The sequence below is a fragment of the Burkholderia sp. AW49-1 genome (assembly GCF_053427845.1).
Map to the genome: position 1 here is coordinate 110928 of NZ_JBSAXF010000006.1, position 20548 is coordinate 131475.

Genomic DNA, 20548 nt, shown 5'->3' on the forward strand with positions numbered 1-20548 from the left:
TCATTCGCTGAAACTGGCGCGCACACTGCCGAGCCCTTCGATGTGCGCCGCATAAGTGCCGGCCGCCTTCACCGCGACCATCGGGCCAAGCGCGCCCGTCAGCACGATGTCGCCCGCGCGCAGCGGCGAGCCGAGTCGAACCATCCGATCCGCGAGCCACGCAGCCGCGTTCAGTGGATTGCCGAGGCACGCGCCGCCGTTGCCACGTGAAAGGACCTCGCCGTCCTGCGTGAGCGTCATCGCGCAAGCGGTCAGCTCGATATCGCGCAGCAGGACCGGCCGGCTGCCGAGCACGAACAGCGCGCTCGACGCGTTGTCCGCGACGGTGTCGAAAAACCGGATGTCCCAGTCGCGGATGCGGCTGTCGACGACCTCGATCGCGGCCACTGCATATGCAGTCGCGGAGATCAGATCCGCGAAGGTGTGCTTTTCGGCGGTCAGGTCGCGTTCGAGCACGAGTGCAATCTCCGCTTCGACCTTCGGCTGAATCAACGAGGCGAGCGGCATCGGCTGGCTGTCGCCGTAAGCCATCGACGCGAACAACGCGCCGAAGTCGGGTTGATCGACGCCGAGTTGCTTCTGCACCGCGGGCGAAGTCAGGCCGATCTTCCTGCCGACGACGCGCTCGCCGTTCGCCGCGCGCAAGTCGTTGTTGATCTGCTGGATCGCGTAGGCGAGTGCCGGGTCGCCTTCGGGACACGTATCGCGCAGCGGCGCGATCGTCTGACGCAAGGACTGCGCCTCGCGCAGGCGCGCGGCCATCGAAAGAATGTTGCTGTCATCCGACATGGTTCTATCTCCTGGAAAGAGTCCGTTCTCGCGCGTGCATCGCGCCGAAGCCCGCGATCCATTCCGGAATCGCACGGTAGTAATCGATCGATGCCTCGTAACGACCGCTCGCCGCAAGCGCACCGAATGCGGCGACCCACGTGCGGATCTCGTGTGCGGACTTGCCTGCCTCACGCGTGATCGCTTCGTTCGTGAGGCCATCGGCGGCGGTGAGTTCACCGCGTTCGAGCAGTTCGAGAAACGTGCGGTCCCATGTGGGATTGAGCGGATGCAGTCGGCTGTCACCCGCAGCGAATGCCTTGGCCGCCGCGACGGTGCGCGACTGCCGCGCATCGCGCGACTCCGCCGACGGGTTGCGCCCCGCGATCAACCGTTCCGCGACGACATCGTCCGCGCCCGCGATTTCCGGCACCGGCGGCTCATGCGAAATACCGCCCGAGCCGATCAGCAACACGCGCCGGGTCATGCGCGCGACGGCACGGCCAATCGCATCGCCGAGCAGCCGGGCGCGGCGGCACGACGCCATCGGCGGCGCAACCGAGTTGATGAAAACGGGCACCACTGGATAGCGGTCGATGCCGCCCGTGAGTACCTCGAGTGCCTGCGCGCAGCCGTGATCGACCTGCATGCGATACGAAACGGCTACGTCGATATCGCTCGCGAGTGCGGCATCGGCGAGCGCGAGCGCCACATCGCGCGCGACGGGCAACGGGCCGGCCGCACTGCCGAAATCGCCGATTGCCGTCGCACTCACGCCAATGCAGAACTGCGGCATCACGTCGTAGAAAAATCCGTTGTAGTGGTCCGGCGCGAACACGATCACCAACTCCGGATCGAATGCATCGACCCGCTCGCGCGCCGCGCGCTGCACCCGTTCGACCTCCGCGACGACTTCCGGCCTGGGGTCGAAATACCCGTGCAAGGGCGTGTGCGACATGCATTCGAGATGAATCGGCATCTCAGGCCCCCACCAGGTTGGCGGCGTGCGCGAACGTCGCGCCGTTGGTCGTCGCGCCCGGTGCCATGGCAAGCGACAGCCGTTGCGCAAGCTGCGACACGCAACCCGATACACATTGCGGCGAGCACATGCCGGCCACGAAGCGGTCGGGCCGCAACAGCACGACCGATTCCGGCACGCGCGCGAACCAGTCGCGCAGGCGCGAGTCGACATCGCCAATGGCGATCACGTCGTCAGGCACGTCATCGTGGAAGGCGAGCTGCGGGTCGGGCTTCGCGATCACGAAACACCCCCCAAGCGCGGTCCAGATGCGGCGCGCCTCGGGAGTCAAGCCGAAAGTCGGGTCCGTGCCCCACCCCACGATCGCGAAGCGGTTGCCGATCGCATCGTCGAGCCGGACGATGCTGCCATCCACGAGACGCACGCGCGGCTGGATGAACATGCGGCCCACGGGAGTGCCAGCCAGCGCATCGCGGCCGTGCACCATCCGCCCGATCAGCGATTCACGTTTCTCGCTCATCAAACCGACCAGCCGCCCGAACGCGCCGTGTCCGCGCTTCGCGATCATGCGCGCGAGCGGCCCTTCGGACCGCGCGCGTCGCGCCAGAAGCACCACGCCCTCTTCGTAGCGCGGCATCGGCTTGAAGCGCATCTCGACGAAATAGCGTTTCATGGAGGGCAGCACATCGAAGCAGAGCACGAACGCGTCACGCACCTTCGATCCGAAGAAGCTCGTCGGCGCGAAGATATCGCCCGCGACTTCCGAGAGGTGGATCATCGAGCGCGCATGGGCGCGCCGCTCCACCGTGTAGGTATCGAGCAGCGCGTCGCGCGCCGTGCCTTTCACGACCATCGCAAGCTTCCAGCCGAGATTGCTCGCGTCGCGAATGCCGCTGTTATACCCCTGCCCCTGCCACACCGGCATGATGTGCGCGGCGTCCCCCGCGAGCAGGATGCGTTTCACGCGGAACGTGCTCGCGAGCCGCGCATTGTGCGTATAGACCCGCCGACGAATGTAGTCGACCTTGTCAGGATCGTCGACAACCCCGCGCACCAACGCCGCCATGTTCTCGGGCTTCGACAGTTCCTCCTCCGTCTCGCCCGGCATCACCATGAATTCGAAGCGCCGGATGCCGTGCGGCAGCGCCGCCGAAACGTAGGGACGCCGCGCGTCGCAATGCAGATAGACATGCGGAGAGCCGATCGGGTCGTTGCGCACGTCGATCACGATCCATTGATTCGGCTTCGTGCGGCCTTCGAACGGCACGTCGAGCGTGCGCCGCACAAAACTGTTGCCGCCGTCCGCGCCGACCATGTACGCGGCGCGGATCGTTGTCTGCGCACCGTGCGCGTCCGTCGCCTCTATGGTCACACCGCACTCGTCCTGCGCGAAGCTGTCGACGCTGTGGCCAAGCAGCGTCGACACATTCTCGAAACGCCCGAGACCGCTGTACAGAATCTGATCGGCGAGCGGCTGGATGAAGGCATTGCGGCGTGGCCAGCCGAACTCGTCGGTGCGCGGCTCGATCGACGCGAAGCACTTCCCTTTCAGCGTGAAGCGCATCCAGTGATTCGGTGTGGTGTGCGGCAGCAGGGCGTCGACAAGGCCGACCGACTGGAATACGCGCAGCGCTTCATCGTCGAGGCCGATGGCGCGCGGATAGTCGATGATCTGCGCGAGCTTCTCGATAAGGACAACGCGTACGCCCTGCAGGCCGAGAATGTTCGCAATCATCAGGCCGACCGGGCCCGCGCCGATGATGGCGACATCTGCGTCGATCGAACGATGTGTCGTTTCGTGAGGATGAGCGCGGCCGTTGCCGGCCGCCGGTTCAAAGGCGGGGCGCATGCTTGTCTCCTGACTGGGCTTGTCCGATGTGCTGAACCGACGAAGCGCCTGGCTCTCGATCGTTCAGCTTATGAACGCAGTTTATGGAGGGTGGAAAACACCCTCAACAAAATCTCCGGAATGTGCATAGAATGCACATGATTGATTCCAATGAGATTTTTTACGTGACAACCTACACGAACGTGCGCGGACTGGCGCGCGGCCTCCAGGTACTGCGGGCTCTGAATGCGATGGAAGACGGACGTGCAACGAGTCAGCAGATTGCCGATCTGACCGGCCTGCATCGCACAACGGTGCGCCGCCTGCTCGAAACGTTGATGGAGGAAGGATTCGTGCGCCGCAGCACGTCGGACGACAGCTTCCGCCTGACGCTTGCCGTGCGTTCTTTGAGCGAGGGCTTCACCGATACCGAGCGCATCGCCACCGTGGCGCCGCCGATCATGGGGCAGCTATTGCAGCGCGTCGCGTGGCCATCCGATCTGACCACCCCTGATGGCGACGCGATGATCATCCGCGAGACGACGCACCGCTTCAGCCGGCTATCGTTTCACCGCGCGATGGTAGGGCGGCGTTTGCCGATGTTGCTGACGGCTGCGGGCCGCGCTTACTTCTCAATGTGCCCCGATGAGGAGCGCGAGGATATTCTGGAACTGTTGCGCTCCGGTGCGGGCGGTGAAGAACAACAGGCGTTCGCGAGAAACGATACGCTCGTGCGCAAGCTGATCCAGCGTGTGCGCGCGGATGGTTTCGGATCGAATCACGGCGACTGGACCGCGCAGGCGAAAATCGGTGCGGTGGCGGTCGCGATCAGCGCGGACGAACGCGTGATCGCCAGTCTCAATGTCGTCTTCCTGTCACGCGCGGTAAGTCTCGAAGATGCCGCTCGCCGCTATGTGCCCGAGCTGCAAAAAGCCGCATTGGATATTGCCGAAGCATTGAGGCAGGAACCAGCGACTCGTCCCCGTCCATCGATGTAGGCACCTGGACCGGCTGAATGTCGTGAACGGGAACCGAACGGTCACGCGAATGACTATGTGCCGACTGCACCGGACCGCTGAGAATGGCCGCACGCCGACGCCCTTCCCCCCGCCCCCATCAACACCCCTACCGCGCCCGCACCGACACGAACTTCCGCGCATTCTCCCGCTGGATCAGCACCGCGATCACACCGCCTTTCGCTTCGAGCGACTGCACGTCGTCCGGCGTTTCGAGCAGCGTATCGTTGAGTTCGAGCACGACGTCGCCGGGCCGGATTCCCGCGTTCGCGGCCGGCCCGTGCACCGCATCGACCATCATCCCGACCGCGAGCCCGGTCGAACGCCGTTCGGCGTCGCTCAGCGGATGCATCGTCAGCCCGAGCCGATCGCCGCTGTCAGCCGGCCGTGCGGCCGCCATCGCCACGCCGGCGGCACCGCCCGCGCCGACCGTGCCCGCGCTGCCCGCGCCGCCCGCGCCGCCCGCATTGCCCGCGCTGCCCGCATTGCCCCCGCTCCCCGTCACTCCCGCGCTGTCGATCGCATCGCCGGTCCCCACGCCGGTGACCGTCAGCATCATCGGCACGCGGTTGCGGATCACCCGTAGCGGCGCCTTCGCGCCTGGCGGCAATTCGGCGGCCAGGTCGTTCAGTTCGGCCGACTGGCCGATCGGCTTGCCGCCGAACTTCACGATCACGTCGCCGGGCCTCACGCCGGCCGCGGCGGCGGGCGAGCCGGGATCGACGCCGTTCACGAGTGCGCCGGCCGGACGAGGCAGGCCGAACGCTGCAGCCAGCCCGGCACCGACGTCCTGCACGTCGACACCCAACGCGTTGCCGGACGACGCGCGCTGCGTCTGCGCACTGGCCCGCATCTGCGCCTGCACTTGCGCACGCACCTTCACGGCGAGCGCGATCGGAATCGCGAACGTCGTGCTCGCGTAGCGGTCGGCGCCCGTATAGACCTGCACCACAATGCCGATCACGTCGCCCGCGCGGTTGAACACGGGGCCGCCCGAGTTGTCGGGATTCACCGCGATGTCGGTCTGGAAGAACGGAAACGCGCTACCGTCCGGCAGCGCATGCGATGTCGCGCTGACGATGCCGGCCGTGACCGTGTTGCCCGAGCCGTCCGGCGCGCCCATCGTCATCACTGGTTCGCCGGCGCGCACCCGCGACGAATCGCCGATGCGCACGACCGGCAGCTTCGTCGCGTCGACGTGCAGCACGGCGACGTCGCTTTGCGGATCGACGACCAGCACCGTCGCCTTCAGGTCGCGATGATCGGCGAGTCGCACCGTGACGTCGGTTGCATCGTCGACGACATGCGCGGACGTGAGGATCAGCCCGTCGGCGCTGACGATGAAACCCGAGCCGCTGCCCGACAGCGTGCGCGGCGCGGTATCGGGCGCCGGCGCCGGTGGAACCTGTGCGGACGCCGGCGGACCGCCCCGGCGGAAGAACGCGGCGAGCGGATCGTCGGAATCGAGAATCGCGAAGGACGGGCCACCGGCCTGCTGGTCGGGCGCGGCGGTCATGATGGTCACGACCGCCGGGCCGTATCGGTCGACGATCGCGGGGAAGTCGACCGGCATCGAGCGAGGTGATGCGGCAAGCCGGCTCTTCATGACGGGCGGTGTGGCGGTTCCGGCAACGGCTGGCGACGGCGACAGCAACGAGGCGAATACGCCCCCGATCAACGCGGTGCGAAGCACGGCGCGAGCAAGCGTCTGGCGAACCACGGTGCACCTCCCCCGGCAGTCGCGGCCCCGCCCCGCGCGGGCGCCGACAAGCACCGGTACACCCCTCCATTTATAGTCCACGCAGCATGCGGAACATACGAATCGAAACCCGCATCCCAGGTCGGCGCGCGGCGTCGGAGCCGCGTCAGCGTTCGTTCCGGGCAAAGTTCACGGTTCGTCAATCGGAACATTCACCCGCCATCGCGACGATGCACGCGGCGAAGTACGTCCCGCGCTACCAGGCCAGCAGCAGAAAGTTGCGTACCACCGCCGACGGATCGTCGCGTCGAGACGCAATCGCGAGCCTCGCGCGCAGCCCGTTGCCCGCGACCGGCCGATACACGACACCCGCGACCTGCACCTGCGTGATCGCCTTCGGCACGATCGACACGCCGAGCCCGGCCGCGACGAGCGTCACCGCCGACGCGATTTGCGGCGCGGGCTGCGCCATGCGCGGCTGGAACCCGGCGGCATTGCACGCCGCGACGATGTCGTCGAACAGCGCACTGCCCGCTTCGCGCGGCACCTGCACGAACGCCTCGTCGGCCAGTTCCGCCAGGTCGATCCGACGCCGCTGCGCGAGCCGATGCGCGACCGGCATTGCGACGAACATCGGCTCCTCGTCCCAATCCGCGGCCAGCAACGTGTCCGCGATGCGACGCTCCGGCCGCACGATCGCGACATCGAGACGCCCGGCGTCCAGCGCCTCGAGCAGCACGCCGGAGGTCGCCTCCTGCAACGTCAGGTCCGTATCCGGAAACGCTTCGCGAAAGCGGCGAATCAGGTCGGCCACTTTCGAATTGAAGGCCGCCGTCCCGGTGAAACCGACCCGCAGCTGTCCGATTTCGCCACGCGCGGCCCGTTTTGCCGCCCGCGCCGCGCGCTCCGCATCGTCGAGCACACGCCGTGCCTCCTCCGCGAACACCTCTCCCGCGACGGTCAACTCGGCACCGCGTGCGGTCCGCTTGAACAGTTCCACGCCGAGTTCGTTCTCGAGCGCCTTGATCTGCTGGCTCAGCGGCGGCTGCCCCATGCCGAGCGCTTCCGCAGCCTTCGTGAAGTTCGACGTGGCCGCCACGGCCAGGAAGTATCGGAGATGTCGAAGTTCCATGTGATCTCGGGTAGACGGAAATGGCGATCAAGCCATTCGTAAAATGTATCGCTGCGGTTTCTTTCATATATTGGACATATATATGATCGTGCGCAAGAATTCGGATATTCTCCAGCCCATCGGGTACACAGCATGTCGAATCCCGCGATTTCGTCCACCGCGACTCGCGCCCCGAGCGCCGCGCCGGATGCGCTGCCCGCCGGTGTGTCGCCGCGCTCGGCGGCCTACAAACGCATCGCACTGGCACTCTTCCTGGCCGGCTTTTCCACCTTCTCGCTGTTGTACTGCGTGCAGCCGTTGCTGCCCGCGTTCGCGCGCGAGTTCAACTTGGGCGCGGCATCGAGCTCGCTGTCCCTGTCACTGTCGACGGGGATGCTGGCGGTCTCCATCCTGTGCGCCGGCGCGCTGTCCGAACGCTTCGGCCGACGCGGGCTGATGTTCGCGTCGATGACGCTCGCGGCGCTGTTCAACGTGCTCTCGGCGATCGCGCCGAACTGGAACCTGCTGCTGATCTGGCGCGCGCTCGAAGGTTTCGCGCTCGGCGGCGTCCCGGCAGTGGCGATGGCCTATCTCGCCGAGGAAATCGCCGCCGACGGGCTGGGCCTGTCGATGGGGCTCTATGTCGGCGGCACCGCGTTCGGCGGCATGATCGGGCGAATCGGGATGAGCGCGCTCGAGGAGTATTTCTCCTGGCGCACCGCGATGCTGACGATCGGCGTCGTCGACCTGGTCGCGGCGATCGCGTTCGTGATGCTGCTGCCGCAGTCGCGACGCTTCGTGAAGCGAACCGACCTGACGCTGCGTCACCACCTGCGGCTGTGGAACGCGCAGTTGCGTCACGCGCGCCTGCCGTTCGTGTTCGCGATCGGTTTCCTCGTGATGGGCGCGTTCGTGACCGTGTACAACTACGCCGGGTTCCGGCTGACGGCCGCGCCGTTCAACCTGAGCGCGACCGCATGCGGGTTGATCTTCGGCGCCTATCTGTTCGGGATGGTGTCGTCGTCGAGCGCCGGTGCGCTGGCCGATCGTCTCGGGCGCGCGCCCGTCCTCGTCAGCGGCATTCTCGTGTTCGCGGCCGGCCTCGCACTGACGCTGTCGCATTCGCTCGTCGCGATCATCGTCGGGATCGTGATGATCACGATCGGCTTCTTCGTCGCGCATGCGGTCGCGAGCGGGTGGGTCGGGCATCTCGCCGGTTCCGCGAAGGGGCACGCCGCGTCGCTCTACCTGCTGGCCTACTACCTCGGATCGAGCGTGCTGGGCTCGGTCGGCGGCACGTTCTGGCAACACGGAGCGTGGGGCGCGGTTGCTGCGTATGTCGCGGTGCTGCTCGTGCTCAGCCTGGCGGCTGCCCGCCCGATCATGCGCGGGGAACGCGTTCGGTAGATTCCCATTCTCCCGCTTCGCCTCCCCGCGATTCGCAGCGACGCGGCTGCGGTTCACGCTCCCGCGACCCGGTGCGCGATCGTCGACAACGTCCGCAGCATCGGCGCGAACGCATCGGCCGACGTGTTGCCGAATCCCAGCACGAGCCCGTTGGCCGCCGACATCGCGTGGATCGAGAACCCCGACAGCGGAAACGGCCCGATCCCGTGCGCGCGTGCCGCCTCGACGATCGCGCGGTCGCGATAGCGTGCCGGCAGCCGCAGCGCCAGATGCAGCCCGCACGGTCCGCCCTCGATCCGATGCGGCACGGCGAACGCGTCGTCCAGCGCGGCGAGCAGCAAGCGCCGCCGGTCGCGATACAGCCGGCGCATCCGCCCGAGATGCCGCCCGTACTCCCCCGACTCGATGAAATCGGCGAGTGCAAGCTGCACGTGGCGCGTCCCGCCGCGCAGCATCTCCGGCAACGCCTGCCGCACCGCGGCCAGCAACGCGTCGGGCAGCACGAGAAAGCCGATCCGCAACGCCGGAAACATCGTCTTGCTGAACGAGCCGAGATAGACGACCGGTGAATCGGCCGCGAGCCCGTGCAACGCGCCGATCGGCTCGCCGGTGTGACGAAATTCGCTGTCGTAGTCGTCCTCGATGATCCACGCGCGATGCCGGCGTGCGGCGTCGATCAGCGCGAGCCGGCGCGAGATCGACAGCACCGCGCCGGTCGGGAACTGGTTCGACGGCGTGGTGTAGACGAGCCGGGGCGGCCGCTCGCGCCAGTCCGCCTCCTCCGCACGCAGCCCCTCCGCGTCCACTGGCATCGGCACGACGCCGAGATCGGCCGCCTGCATCGCGGTGCGCGCGCCGCGATAGCCGGGCTCCTCCACCCAGACCGTGTCGCCCGGGTTGGTCAGCAGTTGCGCGCACAACGCGATCGCCCCCTGCGCGCCCTCGGTGATCACGATCTGCTCGGGATCGCAACGCACGCCGCGCGTCACGGCCAGATGGCGCGCGATCGATTCGCGCAGCGTGGGTTCGCCAAGCGGGTCGCCATACGCGAGCAGGTCGCGGCCGGCGCGGCGCAACGCGCGGTCGATCGCGTGTCGCCACGCATCGACCGGGAAATGCGACAAAGCGGGGACGCCCGGCCGGAAACCTTCCGACTCGCCGGTGCCGATCAGGCTCGGACGGATGCGGCCCAGCCGCTCCGCGACGGCCGGGGGCGCCACCCGCCGACGCGGTGCGGCCGGCCGCGACAGGCCGACCACGCGCGTGCCACGGCGATCGGATTGCAGGAAGCCTTCGGCGACGAGTTGTTCGTAGACGGCCGCGGTCGTGTTGCGCGACACGCCGAGCGTCTCGGCCAGCGCGCGCGTGCCGGGCAGCCGCGTGCCGGCCGGCATCGCGCCGCCGAGAATCGCGTCGCGCACACGACGCAGCAACTGCCGCTGCAAGGAAGGCGCGCCGGCCGTGCGCGCGAGCGGCGCGTCGAGCGGCAGCAGCGGCGCGGCGCCGGAAGGAATGGCGGTCGTCATCGGAATATCGCGGCGTGGAAGTCTCGGTGCATGGCGCGTCGATCGCGGCACCGGCATGGCACCGGCACCGCGCCTTCACGGCGCCTTGGCAGCACCTTCGTGGCACCATAAATTTGCCATCGTCTGGCGCTTCTCATGGTACCTCGACGGGACTACGATCGTCTGCATGCCGGCATGTCGCCGGCCGCCAACCGAAGCGAGATCGACCTTGTCCACGCTCACCAACGACTTCCAGCAGCCCATCGGCCACCCCGTTCGCGACTGGTCCGCGCGCCCGCGCCCGGAGCGCATCGTGCTCGAGGGCCGCTTCTGCCGCCTCGAACCGCTCGACGCCGACCGCCATGCCGCCGACCTGTACGCCGCGTATGCGCAGGCGCCCGACGGCGGCGACTGGACCTATCTCGCGCACGGGCCGTACGCCGACGAGTCGAGCTACCGCGACTACGCGCGCGGCGCGGCGGCAAGCGCCGATCCGCTGCACTACACGGTGATCGACCGCGCGACGAACCGAGCGGTCGGCACGCTCGCGCTGATGCGCATCGACCCGGCCAACGGCGTGATCGAGGTCGGCTCCGTCACCTTCTCGCCGCTGCTCAAGCGCACGCCGATTTCGACGGAAGCGCAGTACCTGCTGATGAAATACGCGTTCGACACGCTCGGCTACCGGCGCTACGAATGGAAGTGCGACGATCTCAACGAGCCGTCGCGCAAGGCGGCCGCGCGGCTCGGCTTCCGTTACGAGGGCACGTTCCGGCAGGCGATCATCTACAAGGGCCGCAATCGCGACACGGCGTGGTTCTCCATCGTCGACGGCGAATGGCCGGACGTGCGCGCCTCGTTCGAAACCTGGCTCGCGCCGGAGAACTTCGACGCCAACGGTGCGCAGCGCGAGTCGCTCGTTGCGATCCGCCACGCGCGGGCTCGTGCGCGCGACGCAGCCGGCCGCGCGAACGACGCGACGCGCGTCACGGTCCGCCCGCTCGTCGCCGCCGACGAAGCCGCGTGGCGCCCGCTGTGGCAGGGCTACCAGAGGTTCTACGAGACCGCGCTGAGCGACGCCGTGTTCGCGACGACGTGGGCACGCCTGATGGATCCCGCCGAACCGATGTTCGTGCTCGGCGCCTTCGATGCGTCAGGCACGTTGGTCGGCATCGTGCACGCGATCTATCACCGCTCATGCTGGACCGAAGGGCCGTACTGCTATCTGCAGGACCTGTTCACGGCGGCCGACGCCCGCGGACAAGGCGCGGGCGGTGCGCTGATCGAGGCCGTGTACGAGCGGGCCCGCGAAGCCGGCGCGAGCCGCGTGTACTGGCTCACGCACGAAACCAATACGACCGCGCGCGCGCTGTACGACAAGCTCGCGACCAACGCGGGGTTCATTCAGTACCGGAAGGATCTCAAGTAACGCGCGGATGCAACCGGTCGCGCTCAGCCCAGGGCGTCGACCGGATCCGTCGCCTCCGCGCAGGCTGGCGCAACGTGACACGCGGCGCTGGCCGCGGGCGGCACCGACGCGGGGTGGATCATCTCGTCGCCGTTGACGGGCACCGGCCGCCGCACCGGGCGATACACCGGTTCGCCCGGCTCGATCGCCTGGCCGGAGATCGCGCAGCGGCCCGCCTGCAACGCGACACGCAAGCGCCAGCGTTGCTCGCCGTAATGGCAGCGCCCGCTTTCGCTCCAGCGCACCAGCAAACCGTCGTCGCCAGCTTCCAGAACCGACACGAACAGTTGCGGCCGCAACGGTGAAGCGCCAGGTGCGACAGGCTCCGCAGACGGCGCTCGAGCGGCGCGCTCCGACTGCCGGGCCGTCCCGACCGCTGCCGGCAACGGCATCGCGTCCCGCTCGTCGGCTACCAGCATGTGGTACGACACGTACTCGCAGATCAGGCTTTCGATGAGGTTTGGCATGCTGGACGACATTCCGTGAAGATTGAAACGAGCCGCGCCGCGCTCGGCCGTTCGAATTGCCGCAGATGATACAAATTGAAGTTAACTTCAAGTAAAGGGGTGGCGCGCGCAACGATGCGTTTCGCTGATCGGCACAATGGACCGGCACGACGGCGGTGGCGGCGGCATCGACCCAGCCACGCGTCTCGCGTTTCGTCTCAACCGGCTGAGACGAATGTCCCGGCGTCTCACCCGTCCCAATCGTTGCACGCGCAGCAAATTTCACGCGCGATTCGTTCTGCACGCCCTGATATTGGCGCAGGACCCGCTGCTGCACCGCACACCGCCCCTCCCGCTCCGTCACCCCCCGACCACCGATTCGGGCTGGCCCCATTCCTGCATGTCGATCGCTCGCGCAATCGCGCGACGGACGCGCCGGCCCCCTGCCGCGCGTCCGACGACAACCTGACGGAGACAGCAACGTGAGTACACCGGCACCGAACACCGCTCCCAGCATGAAGGCCGCCGTCTGGCACGGCCGCAACGACATCCGCGTCGAGGAGGTTCCCGTTCCGGCGCATCCGCCGGCCGGCTGGGTCCAGATCCGCGTGCACTGGTGCGGGATCTGCGGCTCCGACCTGCACGAGTATGTCGCCGGGCCCGTGTTCATCCCCGTGGACGCGCCGCACCCGCTGACGGGCCTGAAGGGCCAGTGCATCCTCGGCCACGAATTCAGCGGCGAAATCGCGGCGCTCGGCGCCGGCGTGTCGGGCTTCGCGGTCGGCGAGCGCGTGACGGCCGACGCGTGCCAGCATTGCGGCACCTGCTGGTATTGCCGGCACGGGTTGTACAACATCTGCGAGAACCTGGCATTCACCGGGCTGATGAACAACGGCGCATTCGCCGAATTCGTCAACGTGCCGGCCGAACTGCTGTACAAGCTGCCCGACGACTTCCCGACCGAGGCCGGCGCGCTGATCGAGCCGCTTGCGGTCGGGCTGCATGCGGTGAAGAAGGCCGGCAACATCGTCGGCCAGACCGTCGTCGTGGTCGGCGCCGGCACGATCGGTCTCTGCACGATCATGTGCGCGAAGGCCGCGGGCGCCGGACGCGTGATCGCGCTGGAAATGTCGGCCGCGCGCAAGCAGAAGGCGCTGGAAGTCGGCGCGACGGTCGTGATCGACCCGAAGGCGTCCGACGCGATCGCGGAAGTCAAGGCGCTGACGGGCGGCTACGGTGCCGACGTGTCGTTCGAGTGCATCGGCCACACGGCCACCGCGCAGCTCGCGATCGACGTGATCCGCAAGGCCGGCAAATCGGTGATGGTCGGCATCTTCGAGGAGCCGACGTCGTTCAACTTCTTCGACATCGTGTCGACCGAGAAGGAAGTGATCGGCTCGCTCGCGTACAACGGCGAATTCGCGGACGTGATCCGCTTCATCGCGGACGGCCGCATCGACGTGCAGCCGCTGATCACCGGACGCATCAATCTCGGCGACATCGTCACGCACGGCTTCGAGGAACTGGTCAACCACAAGGACCGGAACGTGAAGATCATCGTCCAGCCCGCGACCGCCTGACGAACCGGGGACCGGCCGGCGACTGCCGCGTGCCGGACGGACGCGGCGTCGAACGGGGCCGGGGCAGCCCTGCCGCGGCCGAAACGGCCGGCCGACCGGCACATGTTCCCGCCCGTTTTCGGTGCGCGCACAACGGCACCGGCGCGGGCGCGCGGGGTCGGACTTCGATATACTCGAAGCGACATCACCGCCCCGCGCGCCGCCCGCGCGCCCGCTTCCGTGAAACCACGAGCCGGCCTGATCCTCGAACTCGTCGTCAACCTGCTGCTGCCCTGGGTCGCATACCGGGTAGCACATCCATATTTCGGCGAAACCGGCGCGCTGTATGCGTCGGCGATTCCACCCATCGTCTGGTCCATCGTCGAATTCATCCGCTCCCGCCGCATCGATGCGGTGGCCGCCATCGTGCTGCTCGGCATCGCGCTGTCGCTCGCCGGCATGGCGCTCGGCGGCAGCGCGCGCACGCTGCTGATGCGCGAATCGCTCGCGTCCGGCACGATCGGCGTCGTGTTCCTGCTGTCGTTGTTCCGCGATCGTCCGCTGATCTTCTATCTCGCGCGCGCGACGGTGGCCCGCGAGATGGCCGGCGGCGCCGCGCGTTTCGAGACGGTCTGGGCCGAGCAGCCGGGGCTGCGCCAGATGCTGCGGCTGATGACCTTCGTGTGGGGCGCGTGCATGACGCTCGAGATGCTGCTGCGCCTGTGGATGGTCGTCACCTGGCCCGTCGAGCGCGTGCTCGTCGTGTCGCCGATCATGGGCTACACGGTGTTCGGCACGCTGCTGCTGTGGACCTTCTGGTACCGGCGGCGAATGCGCGAGCGCAACCGCGTCGACATCCCTGGCCGAGACGGCATCACCGAAATCGCCGGTCGCTGACCGCCCAACCCGCGGCATGTCACGGCCGCTGGGGTATGATGCGCGGCGTTTCGTCCGACCCTGCATCGCCCCATGTCTCTCTCGCTTCTCCCGTGTGCCACGATCTGGCTCGCGCTCTTCGCGGCCGCCGCATTCGCGTGGCAGCGCCCGCTGCACAGCCTGAGCATCGCCCTTGCCGCGCTCGGCTATGCCGCTGCGCTGGCGTTCGGCAAGCTCGAGCCGATCGTGCTGGCGCCGCTCGCGCTGCTCGTGGCCGCGGCCTGGGGCGTCGCGCCGGGCCGTCCGTTCGCGGTGCGGATCGTCGCGCACGTCGCGTTTGCCGCGCTCGCGATCGCGCTGAGCCTGCACCTGATTCCCGGCTTCCACAATCCGCGCGTGATCGAGCCGACACGTTTCACGCCGGATGCCGTGCCGTTCACGATGTACCTGAATTTCGACAAGCCGCTCGTCGGCCTGTGGCTGCTATGGGCGCTGCCGTGGATCGCGCCCGACGTCCCGCCGGCGCGCGCGCTGCGCACCGGTGCCGTGGCGGCCATCGCGACGGCGGCGGCCTGCCTGGCCGGCGCGCTCGCCTTCGGGATGGTCGGCTGGGCACCGAAATGGCCGGCGTCGGGCTGGATGTGGCTCGTCAACAACGTGCTGCTCGTCACGCTCGCCGAGGAAGCGCTGTTCCGCGGTTACGTGCAGGGTGGACTCACGCGCGTGCTCGGCCGGTTCGGCTGGGGGCCATGGGCCGCGCTTGCGATCGGCGCGGTGCTGTTCGGCGCCGCGCACGCGGCCGGCGGCTGGCCCTGGATCGTGCTCGGCACGGTGGCCGGCATCGGCTATGGCCTCGCCTGGCGGCGCGGCGGGCTGCTCGCGTCCGCGCTCGCGCATGCGGGGCTGAACGCGATCCACTTCGGGCTGTTCACCTACCCGATGCTCGCCGCCGCGCGCTGAACGCCGTGCGCGGCGGCGCCGCGCCGGGCACGAACGCCGGGGCACGCTTCCGCCGGACGTCGCATGGTATCCCGCGGCGCGCAAACGCGTCGCGGTGCACTCGCGCGCTACCCGCCAAGGCCGGACGGACGAACGCGCCCACGCGGCCCGGATGCATTGCTCGGGTCCGGGTTGCGCGTCGAATGACGAACGGAGTTACTTGATCTGGTCGGCGAGCGGCTGCAGGAATTCGGAGAAGCCCGTCAGCATGATCTGCACGCCGATGCACAGCAGCAGGAACGCCGACACGCGCTTCGCGACCTTGGTGCCTTCGGTGCCGAGATAACGCGACAGCAGCGCGGCACGGCTGTAGGTCAGCCAGATCACGACCGCGACGAGCGCGGAAACCGCGATCGACACGATGCTCGACAGCATGAATTCCGACAGCTTGTGCGTGCGGTTCGCGTTCAGCGCGATCGCGGTGGCGATCGAGCCGGGGCCGACCGTCAGCGGCACGGTCAGCGGAAAGAACGCGCGGGTCATGATCGCGTTCGCATTGATCGGCTTGATCGGCGTATCGCCGCCGCCCGCCGGGCCGTCAGGCTCGTTCAGCATCTGCCAGCCCGCGACGGCGACCGCGAAACCGCCGCCGATCCGCAGCGCTTCCATCGAAATCCCGAAGAAATGCAGCACCGGCGTGCCGGCGAAGAACGCGACCAGCAACACGATGAACGCGTTGAACGCCACCTTCTTCGCCAGCAGGTTCCGCTCGTGCTCGGTCAGCGCCTCGGTGCGTTCGAGAAACAGGAACGCGATGCCGATCGGATTGATGATGCCGATCAGGCCGGTGAAGCCGAACAGGATCTCGGAGATAAGGCGGTTGACGATCATCGGAAGCGAGGAAACGGTCGGGGCTGGGCCGGCGGCGCGCCGGGGGTCACGCATTGTAGAGCACGCGCCCGCGCCCGCGACGCAAATCGCGCCCCGGTCCCGACGGGCCGCGCCACGCCCTTACTCGGCGACCGGCTCCCACGCCGGCGGCCGCTTCGCGAAGAACGCGGCGAAGCCTTCCTTCGCTTCCGGCGTCGCCCGCACGCGGGAGATCGTCTGTGCGGTGAACGCCGCGCGTTCGTCCGACGGCGGATACTCGCCGATCGCGTCGAAAAAGCGCTTGATCTCCATCAGCGCGTTCGGGCCATTGCGGCCCAGTTCGGCGAGCGTCTTGTCGAGCGCCGCGTCGAGTGCGTCGGGCGGCACGGCCTGGTGGATCAGCCCGATCGCGACGGCCTCGCCGGCCGCGATCTGCGTCGCGGTCAGCGCGAGCCGGCGCGCCTGGCGCTGGCCGACCGCCTCGACCAGATACGGGCCGATCACCGACGGCAGGATCCCGAAACGGGCCTCGCTGACCGAGAAGCGCGCGTGATCGCTCGCGATCACGATGTCGCACGCCGCGCACAGGCCGACGCCGCCGCCGAACGCGTGCCCCTGCACGCGGGCGACCGTCGGCTTCGGGCACTGCCGGATCGCCCGCATCATCGCGGCGAACCGCTCGGCATCGCGCAAATTCGCGGCCGCGTCGTTCGCGCTCGCGCGCTGCATCCACTGCAGGTCGGCGCCCGCGCAGAACGCGCGGCCGTCCGAACGCAATACGATCGCGCGCACGTCGTCGCGCCCGCCGAGCGTCGTGAACGCGTCGGTCAGCTCGGCGATCATCGTCTCGTCGAACGCGTTGAGCACGTCGCCGCGCTGCAGCGCGACGGTCGCGATGCCGCGCGCATCGACGGCGACGGCCAGGGTCTTCAATCCATCCATCGAACAGGTTTCCTCGGGGTAGAACAGGGAACGGCGAAACTCAGGCGGCCTGCCGGCGGTCGATCACGCGCCGGGCCTTGCCGGTCGCGCTTGCGGGAATGCCGCCCGCGCCGAGCACCGTCACGCCCGCCGACACGCCGACCATCGTCTTGATCCGGTGCTGCAGTTCGCGCGCGATCGCCGCGCGGTCGCCGTCGGTCACGCACGCGGCGGCCTCGGAGCGCAGCTCGACCGCGAGATCGAGCCGGTCCATGTGGCCGTCGCGCGAGATCGTGATCTGGAACTGGCCCGACAGCTTCGTCTGCGCGACGACGATTTCCTCGATCTGGCTCGGGAACACGTTCACCCCGCGCACGATCAGCATGTCGTCGGAGCGGCCCGTGATCTTCGCGAGCCGGCGCATCGCGCGCGCGGTCGGCGGCAGCAGCGTGGTGAGGTCGCGCGTGCGATAGCGGATCACCGGCATCGCTTCCTTCGTCAGCGACGTGAACACGAGCTCGCCCTCGCTGCCGTCCGGCAGCACTTCGCCGGTCACGGGATCGATGATCTCCGGATAGAAATGGTCTTCCCAGATCACCGGGCCGTCCTTCGTCTCCACGCATTCACACGCGACGCCCGGCCCCATCACTTCCGACAGCCCGTAGATGTCGAGCGCGTCGATGCCCACACGCGTCTCCACCTCCTCGCGCAGCGCCTGCGTCCACGGCTCCGCGCCGAAGATGCCGATCTTCAGCGACGACTCGGCCGGGTCCATGCCCTGCCGCACCATCTCGTCGATCAGGTTCAGCATGTACGACGGCGTGACGAGGATGATCTTCGGCTCGAAATCGCGGATCAGCTGCACCTGTTTCTCGGTCTGCCCGCCCGACATCGGCACGACCATGCAGCCGAGCCGCTCCGCGCCGTAGTGAATCCCGAGGCCGCCCGTGAAGAGCCCGTAGCCGAACGCGTTGTGCAGCGTGTCGCCCGGGCGGCCGCCGGCCGCGCGGATCGAACGCGCGGTCACGTTCGCCCAGGTGTCGATGTCGCGCGCGGTGTAGCCGACCACCGTCGGCTTGCCGGTCGTGCCGCTCGACGCATGCACGCGCACGACCTGCTCGCGCGGCACCGCGAACAGCCCGAACGGATAGTTGTCGCGCAGGTCGTGCTTGGTCGAGAACGGGAATTTCGCGAGGTCGGCGAGCGTCTTCAGGTCGTCCGGATGCACGCCGGCCGCGTCGAACGTGCGGCGATAGTGCGGGACGTTGTCGTACGCGTGGCGCAGCGACCACTTGAGGCGCTCGAGCTGCAGCGCCTGCAATTCGTCGCGGCTGGCGGTCTCGATCGGCTCGAGGGCGGCGGCGGGATGCGTCGGGTGAGTCATCAGGGTGCTCCTCCAATGGAGTGATGTCGTTATCGTGATCGGGATGCGGCTGCCGGCGGCTAGCGGAACGTGCGGCCGGCCGCGCGCAGCGCGGCGATGCGCGGCGACACGCGATAGCGGTCCTCGCCGTAGCTCGCCGCGAGGTTCGACAGCACGCGATGCACGCGGCCGATGCCGATCGCATCGGCCCACGCGAGCGGGCCGCACGGGTAGTTCACGCCCTTCTCCATCGCGAGATCGAGATCGGCGGGCGAGCACACGCCCTGGTTCACCGTGTCGGCCGCCTCGTTCGCGAGCATCGCGACGGTGCGCATCGCGACCATGCCCGGCACGTCGGCGACGCCGACGACGCGAAAACCCGCTTGCTGGAACAGCCCGACCGCATCCGCATAGGCCGCGTCGCTGCACTGCAGCGCGCGCGTCAGCGCGACCAGCCCGGCCTGCGCGTAATCGCGCGCGAGATCGACGAGCACGAGGTCGGCCACGCCCGTTTGCGCGGCGCGCACCGTCGCGGTGCGGCCGTCGGTCAGCGCGATCGACGCGCGGCCGGCCACGGCCAGCAGTTCGTCGGCATGCGCGCCGCTCTGCCGCGCGCCCGCGATACGTTCGGCAAAGCGTGCGTGCAGCGCGGCGGCGGGGCCGTCCTGCGCGAACAGCGCGACGTCGGCCGGCGCATCGCGCTGCGCTTCGAGCTCGGGCGCGGGCGGCGTCGCGCCGTCGGCATATGAATAGAAGCCGCGGCCCGACTTGCGTCCGAGGAAGCCTGCGTTCACGAGTTCCTGCTGGATCAGCGACGGCGTGTAGCGCGGGTCATTGAAGTAAGCGCGAAACACCGACTCGGTCACCGCGAAGTTCACGTCGTGGCCGATCAGGTCCATCAGCTCGAACGGCCCCATCCGGAAGCCGCCGGCTTCGCGCATCACGGCATCGATCGAGGCCGGCGTGCCGCCCTGCTCGTTCAGCACGCGCAGCGCCTCCGCGTAATACGGCCGCGCGACGCGGTTCACGATGAAGCCCGGCGTCGACTTCGCCAGCACCGGCCGCTTGCCCCACGCGGCGGCCGTGTCGTACAGCGCCCGCGCGACTTCCGGCGCGGTCGCGAGCCCGCTGACCACCTCGACGAGCGCCATCAGCGGCGCCGGATTGAAGAAATGCAGGCCGGCCACGCGCTGCGGCGCGCGCAGCCCGGCCGCGATCGACGTGATCGAGATCGACGACGTGTTGGTCGCCAGCACGCAGCGATCGTCGACATGGCGCTCGAGCGTCGCGAAGATCTCGCGCTTCACGTCGAGCCGCTCGGCCGCCGCCTCGACGATGAGCGCCGCGCCGGCGAACTCGTCGAGCGCGCGCACCGCGCGAATCCGGCTGCCGGCCGCCTCCGCTTGCGCCGGCTCGAGACGGCCCTTCTCCGCGAGCCGCGCGAACTGCGCGCGGATGCCGGCCAGCGCCTTGTCGCACGCGGCTTCGTTCAGGTCGTACAGCAGCACCGCATGGCCGGCCGCCGCGGCAACCTGCGCGATGCCCGCGCCCATCGCGCCCGCACCGATCACGCCGACGACCGCCGATTGCGCCAACGCGCCCGAATTCACCGAATGTGCAGAAGAAACAGCCATCGCTTGCGATCCGTCATGAAGTGGAAGTGCGAGCGATTATAAACCGACCGGTCGGTAGATTTATGTCAGGGCGAGCCCGAATTTGTCGTGCAAGAGACCGTTACGGAAACTGTAAAACCCAAAAAAATCGAAAATCCGGGCACTTTTTTCGAACCGAAA

General features: G+C 68.4%; 17 protein-coding genes. 6 read left to right on the plus strand and 11 right to left on the minus strand.

The window, feature by feature from the left end; translation table 11 throughout:
* Genes mhpD through ACV22W_RS12225 form a run of 3 tightly spaced genes read right to left on the minus strand, consistent with a single transcriptional unit; the run spans position 1 to position 3596 of the window.
* A complete protein-coding gene (mhpD, locus tag ACV22W_RS12215) occupies positions 1-789 on the minus strand; it encodes a 2-keto-4-pentenoate hydratase (RefSeq protein ID WP_448019441.1) in 789 nt (262 codons plus the stop codon).
* A 4-nt stretch (positions 790-793) separates the two neighbouring features.
* The gene (locus tag ACV22W_RS12220; protein ID WP_448019443.1) at positions 794-1747 is read right to left on the minus strand and encodes a 3-carboxyethylcatechol 2,3-dioxygenase; all 954 of its coding nucleotides are present in this window, start codon (positions 1745-1747) and stop codon (positions 794-796) included.
* A gap of 1 nt (position 1748) precedes the next feature.
* A complete protein-coding gene (locus tag ACV22W_RS12225; protein ID WP_448019444.1) occupies positions 1749-3596 on the minus strand; it encodes a bifunctional 3-(3-hydroxy-phenyl)propionate/3-hydroxycinnamic acid hydroxylase in 1848 nt (615 codons plus the stop codon).
* A gap of 164 nt (positions 3597-3760) precedes the next feature.
* On the opposite strand from ACV22W_RS12225, the gene ACV22W_RS12230 reads away from it, so the two are divergent.
* Positions 3761-4573, plus strand: coding sequence for a DNA-binding transcriptional regulator (locus ACV22W_RS12230; RefSeq protein ID WP_448019717.1), 813 nt, complete (start codon positions 3761-3763; stop codon positions 4571-4573).
* A gap of 127 nt (positions 4574-4700) precedes the next feature.
* Here the strand turns inward: ACV22W_RS12230 and ACV22W_RS12235 are convergent, their stop codons facing one another.
* Both ACV22W_RS12235 and ACV22W_RS12240 read right to left on the minus strand, forming a co-directional pair.
* Positions 4701-6311 carry a trypsin-like peptidase domain-containing protein gene (locus ACV22W_RS12235; RefSeq protein WP_448019446.1) on the minus strand — a complete coding sequence of 537 codons (1611 nt, stop codon included), beginning with the start codon at positions 6309-6311 and terminating at the stop codon, positions 4701-4703.
* Positions 6312-6546: 235 nt separating this feature from the next.
* Positions 6547-7422: a LysR family transcriptional regulator gene (locus ACV22W_RS12240; protein WP_448019448.1), complete on the minus strand. Its 876-nt coding sequence runs from the start codon at positions 7420-7422 to the stop codon at positions 6547-6549.
* A gap of 132 nt (positions 7423-7554) precedes the next feature.
* Here ACV22W_RS12240 and ACV22W_RS12245 point away from each other — a divergent pair, with 132 nt between their 5' ends.
* Positions 7555-8808 (plus strand): MFS transporter, encoded by a 1254-nt coding sequence (locus tag ACV22W_RS12245; RefSeq protein ID WP_448019450.1) that lies wholly within the window; start codon positions 7555-7557, stop codon positions 8806-8808.
* Positions 8809-8861: 53 nt separating this feature from the next.
* Here the strand turns inward: ACV22W_RS12245 and pdxR are convergent, their stop codons facing one another.
* Positions 8862-10334 (minus strand): MocR-like pyridoxine biosynthesis transcription factor PdxR, encoded by a 1473-nt coding sequence (pdxR, locus tag ACV22W_RS12250; protein ID WP_448019452.1) that lies wholly within the window; start codon positions 10332-10334, stop codon positions 8862-8864.
* Positions 10335-10542: 208 nt separating this feature from the next.
* Between pdxR and ACV22W_RS12255 the strand changes: the two genes are divergently transcribed.
* Positions 10543-11742: a GNAT family N-acetyltransferase gene (locus ACV22W_RS12255; RefSeq protein ID WP_448019453.1), complete on the plus strand. Its 1200-nt coding sequence runs from the start codon at positions 10543-10545 to the stop codon at positions 11740-11742.
* Between the two features lie 23 nt (positions 11743-11765).
* Here ACV22W_RS12255 and ACV22W_RS12260 read toward each other — a convergent pair whose 3' ends face one another.
* The gene (locus tag ACV22W_RS12260) at positions 11766-12248 is read right to left on the minus strand and encodes a DUF3331 domain-containing protein (RefSeq protein ID WP_448019718.1); all 483 of its coding nucleotides are present in this window, start codon (positions 12246-12248) and stop codon (positions 11766-11768) included.
* Between the two features lie 494 nt (positions 12249-12742).
* On the opposite strand from ACV22W_RS12260, the gene ACV22W_RS12265 reads away from it, so the two are divergent.
* From ACV22W_RS12265 to ACV22W_RS12275, 3 genes are all read left to right on the plus strand, one after another.
* Complete coding sequence (locus ACV22W_RS12265) at positions 12743-13807, plus strand: 2,3-butanediol dehydrogenase (RefSeq protein ID WP_448019719.1); 1065 nt, start codon at positions 12743-12745, stop codon at positions 13805-13807.
* A gap of 219 nt (positions 13808-14026) precedes the next feature.
* Entirely contained in the window at positions 14027-14683 is a 657-nt protein-coding gene (locus ACV22W_RS12270; protein WP_448019454.1) for a VC0807 family protein, read from the plus strand.
* Between the two features lie 72 nt (positions 14684-14755).
* Positions 14756-15622 carry a CPBP family intramembrane glutamic endopeptidase gene (locus ACV22W_RS12275; RefSeq protein ID WP_448019455.1) on the plus strand — a complete coding sequence of 289 codons (867 nt, stop codon included), beginning with the start codon at positions 14756-14758 and terminating at the stop codon, positions 15620-15622.
* Positions 15623-15817: 195 nt separating this feature from the next.
* Here ACV22W_RS12275 and ACV22W_RS12280 read toward each other — a convergent pair whose 3' ends face one another.
* The 4 genes from ACV22W_RS12280 to ACV22W_RS12295 all read right to left on the minus strand — a co-directional run bounded on the left by ACV22W_RS12280 (position 15818) and on the right by ACV22W_RS12295 (position 20389).
* Positions 15818-16492, minus strand: coding sequence for a MarC family protein (locus ACV22W_RS12280; RefSeq protein WP_059819240.1), 675 nt, complete (start codon positions 16490-16492; stop codon positions 15818-15820).
* A 120-nt stretch (positions 16493-16612) separates the two neighbouring features.
* Entirely contained in the window at positions 16613-17413 is an 801-nt protein-coding gene (locus ACV22W_RS12285) for an enoyl-CoA hydratase-related protein (protein WP_448019456.1), read from the minus strand.
* Positions 17414-17453: 40 nt separating this feature from the next.
* Positions 17454-18776 (minus strand): phenylacetate--CoA ligase PaaK, encoded by a 1323-nt coding sequence (paaK, locus tag ACV22W_RS12290; protein WP_448019457.1) that lies wholly within the window; start codon positions 18774-18776, stop codon positions 17454-17456.
* 59 nt (positions 18777-18835) lie between these two features.
* The gene (locus tag ACV22W_RS12295) at positions 18836-20389 is read right to left on the minus strand and encodes a 3-hydroxyacyl-CoA dehydrogenase (RefSeq protein WP_448019459.1); all 1554 of its coding nucleotides are present in this window, start codon (positions 20387-20389) and stop codon (positions 18836-18838) included.
* Positions 20390-20548: the final 159 nt, after the last annotated feature.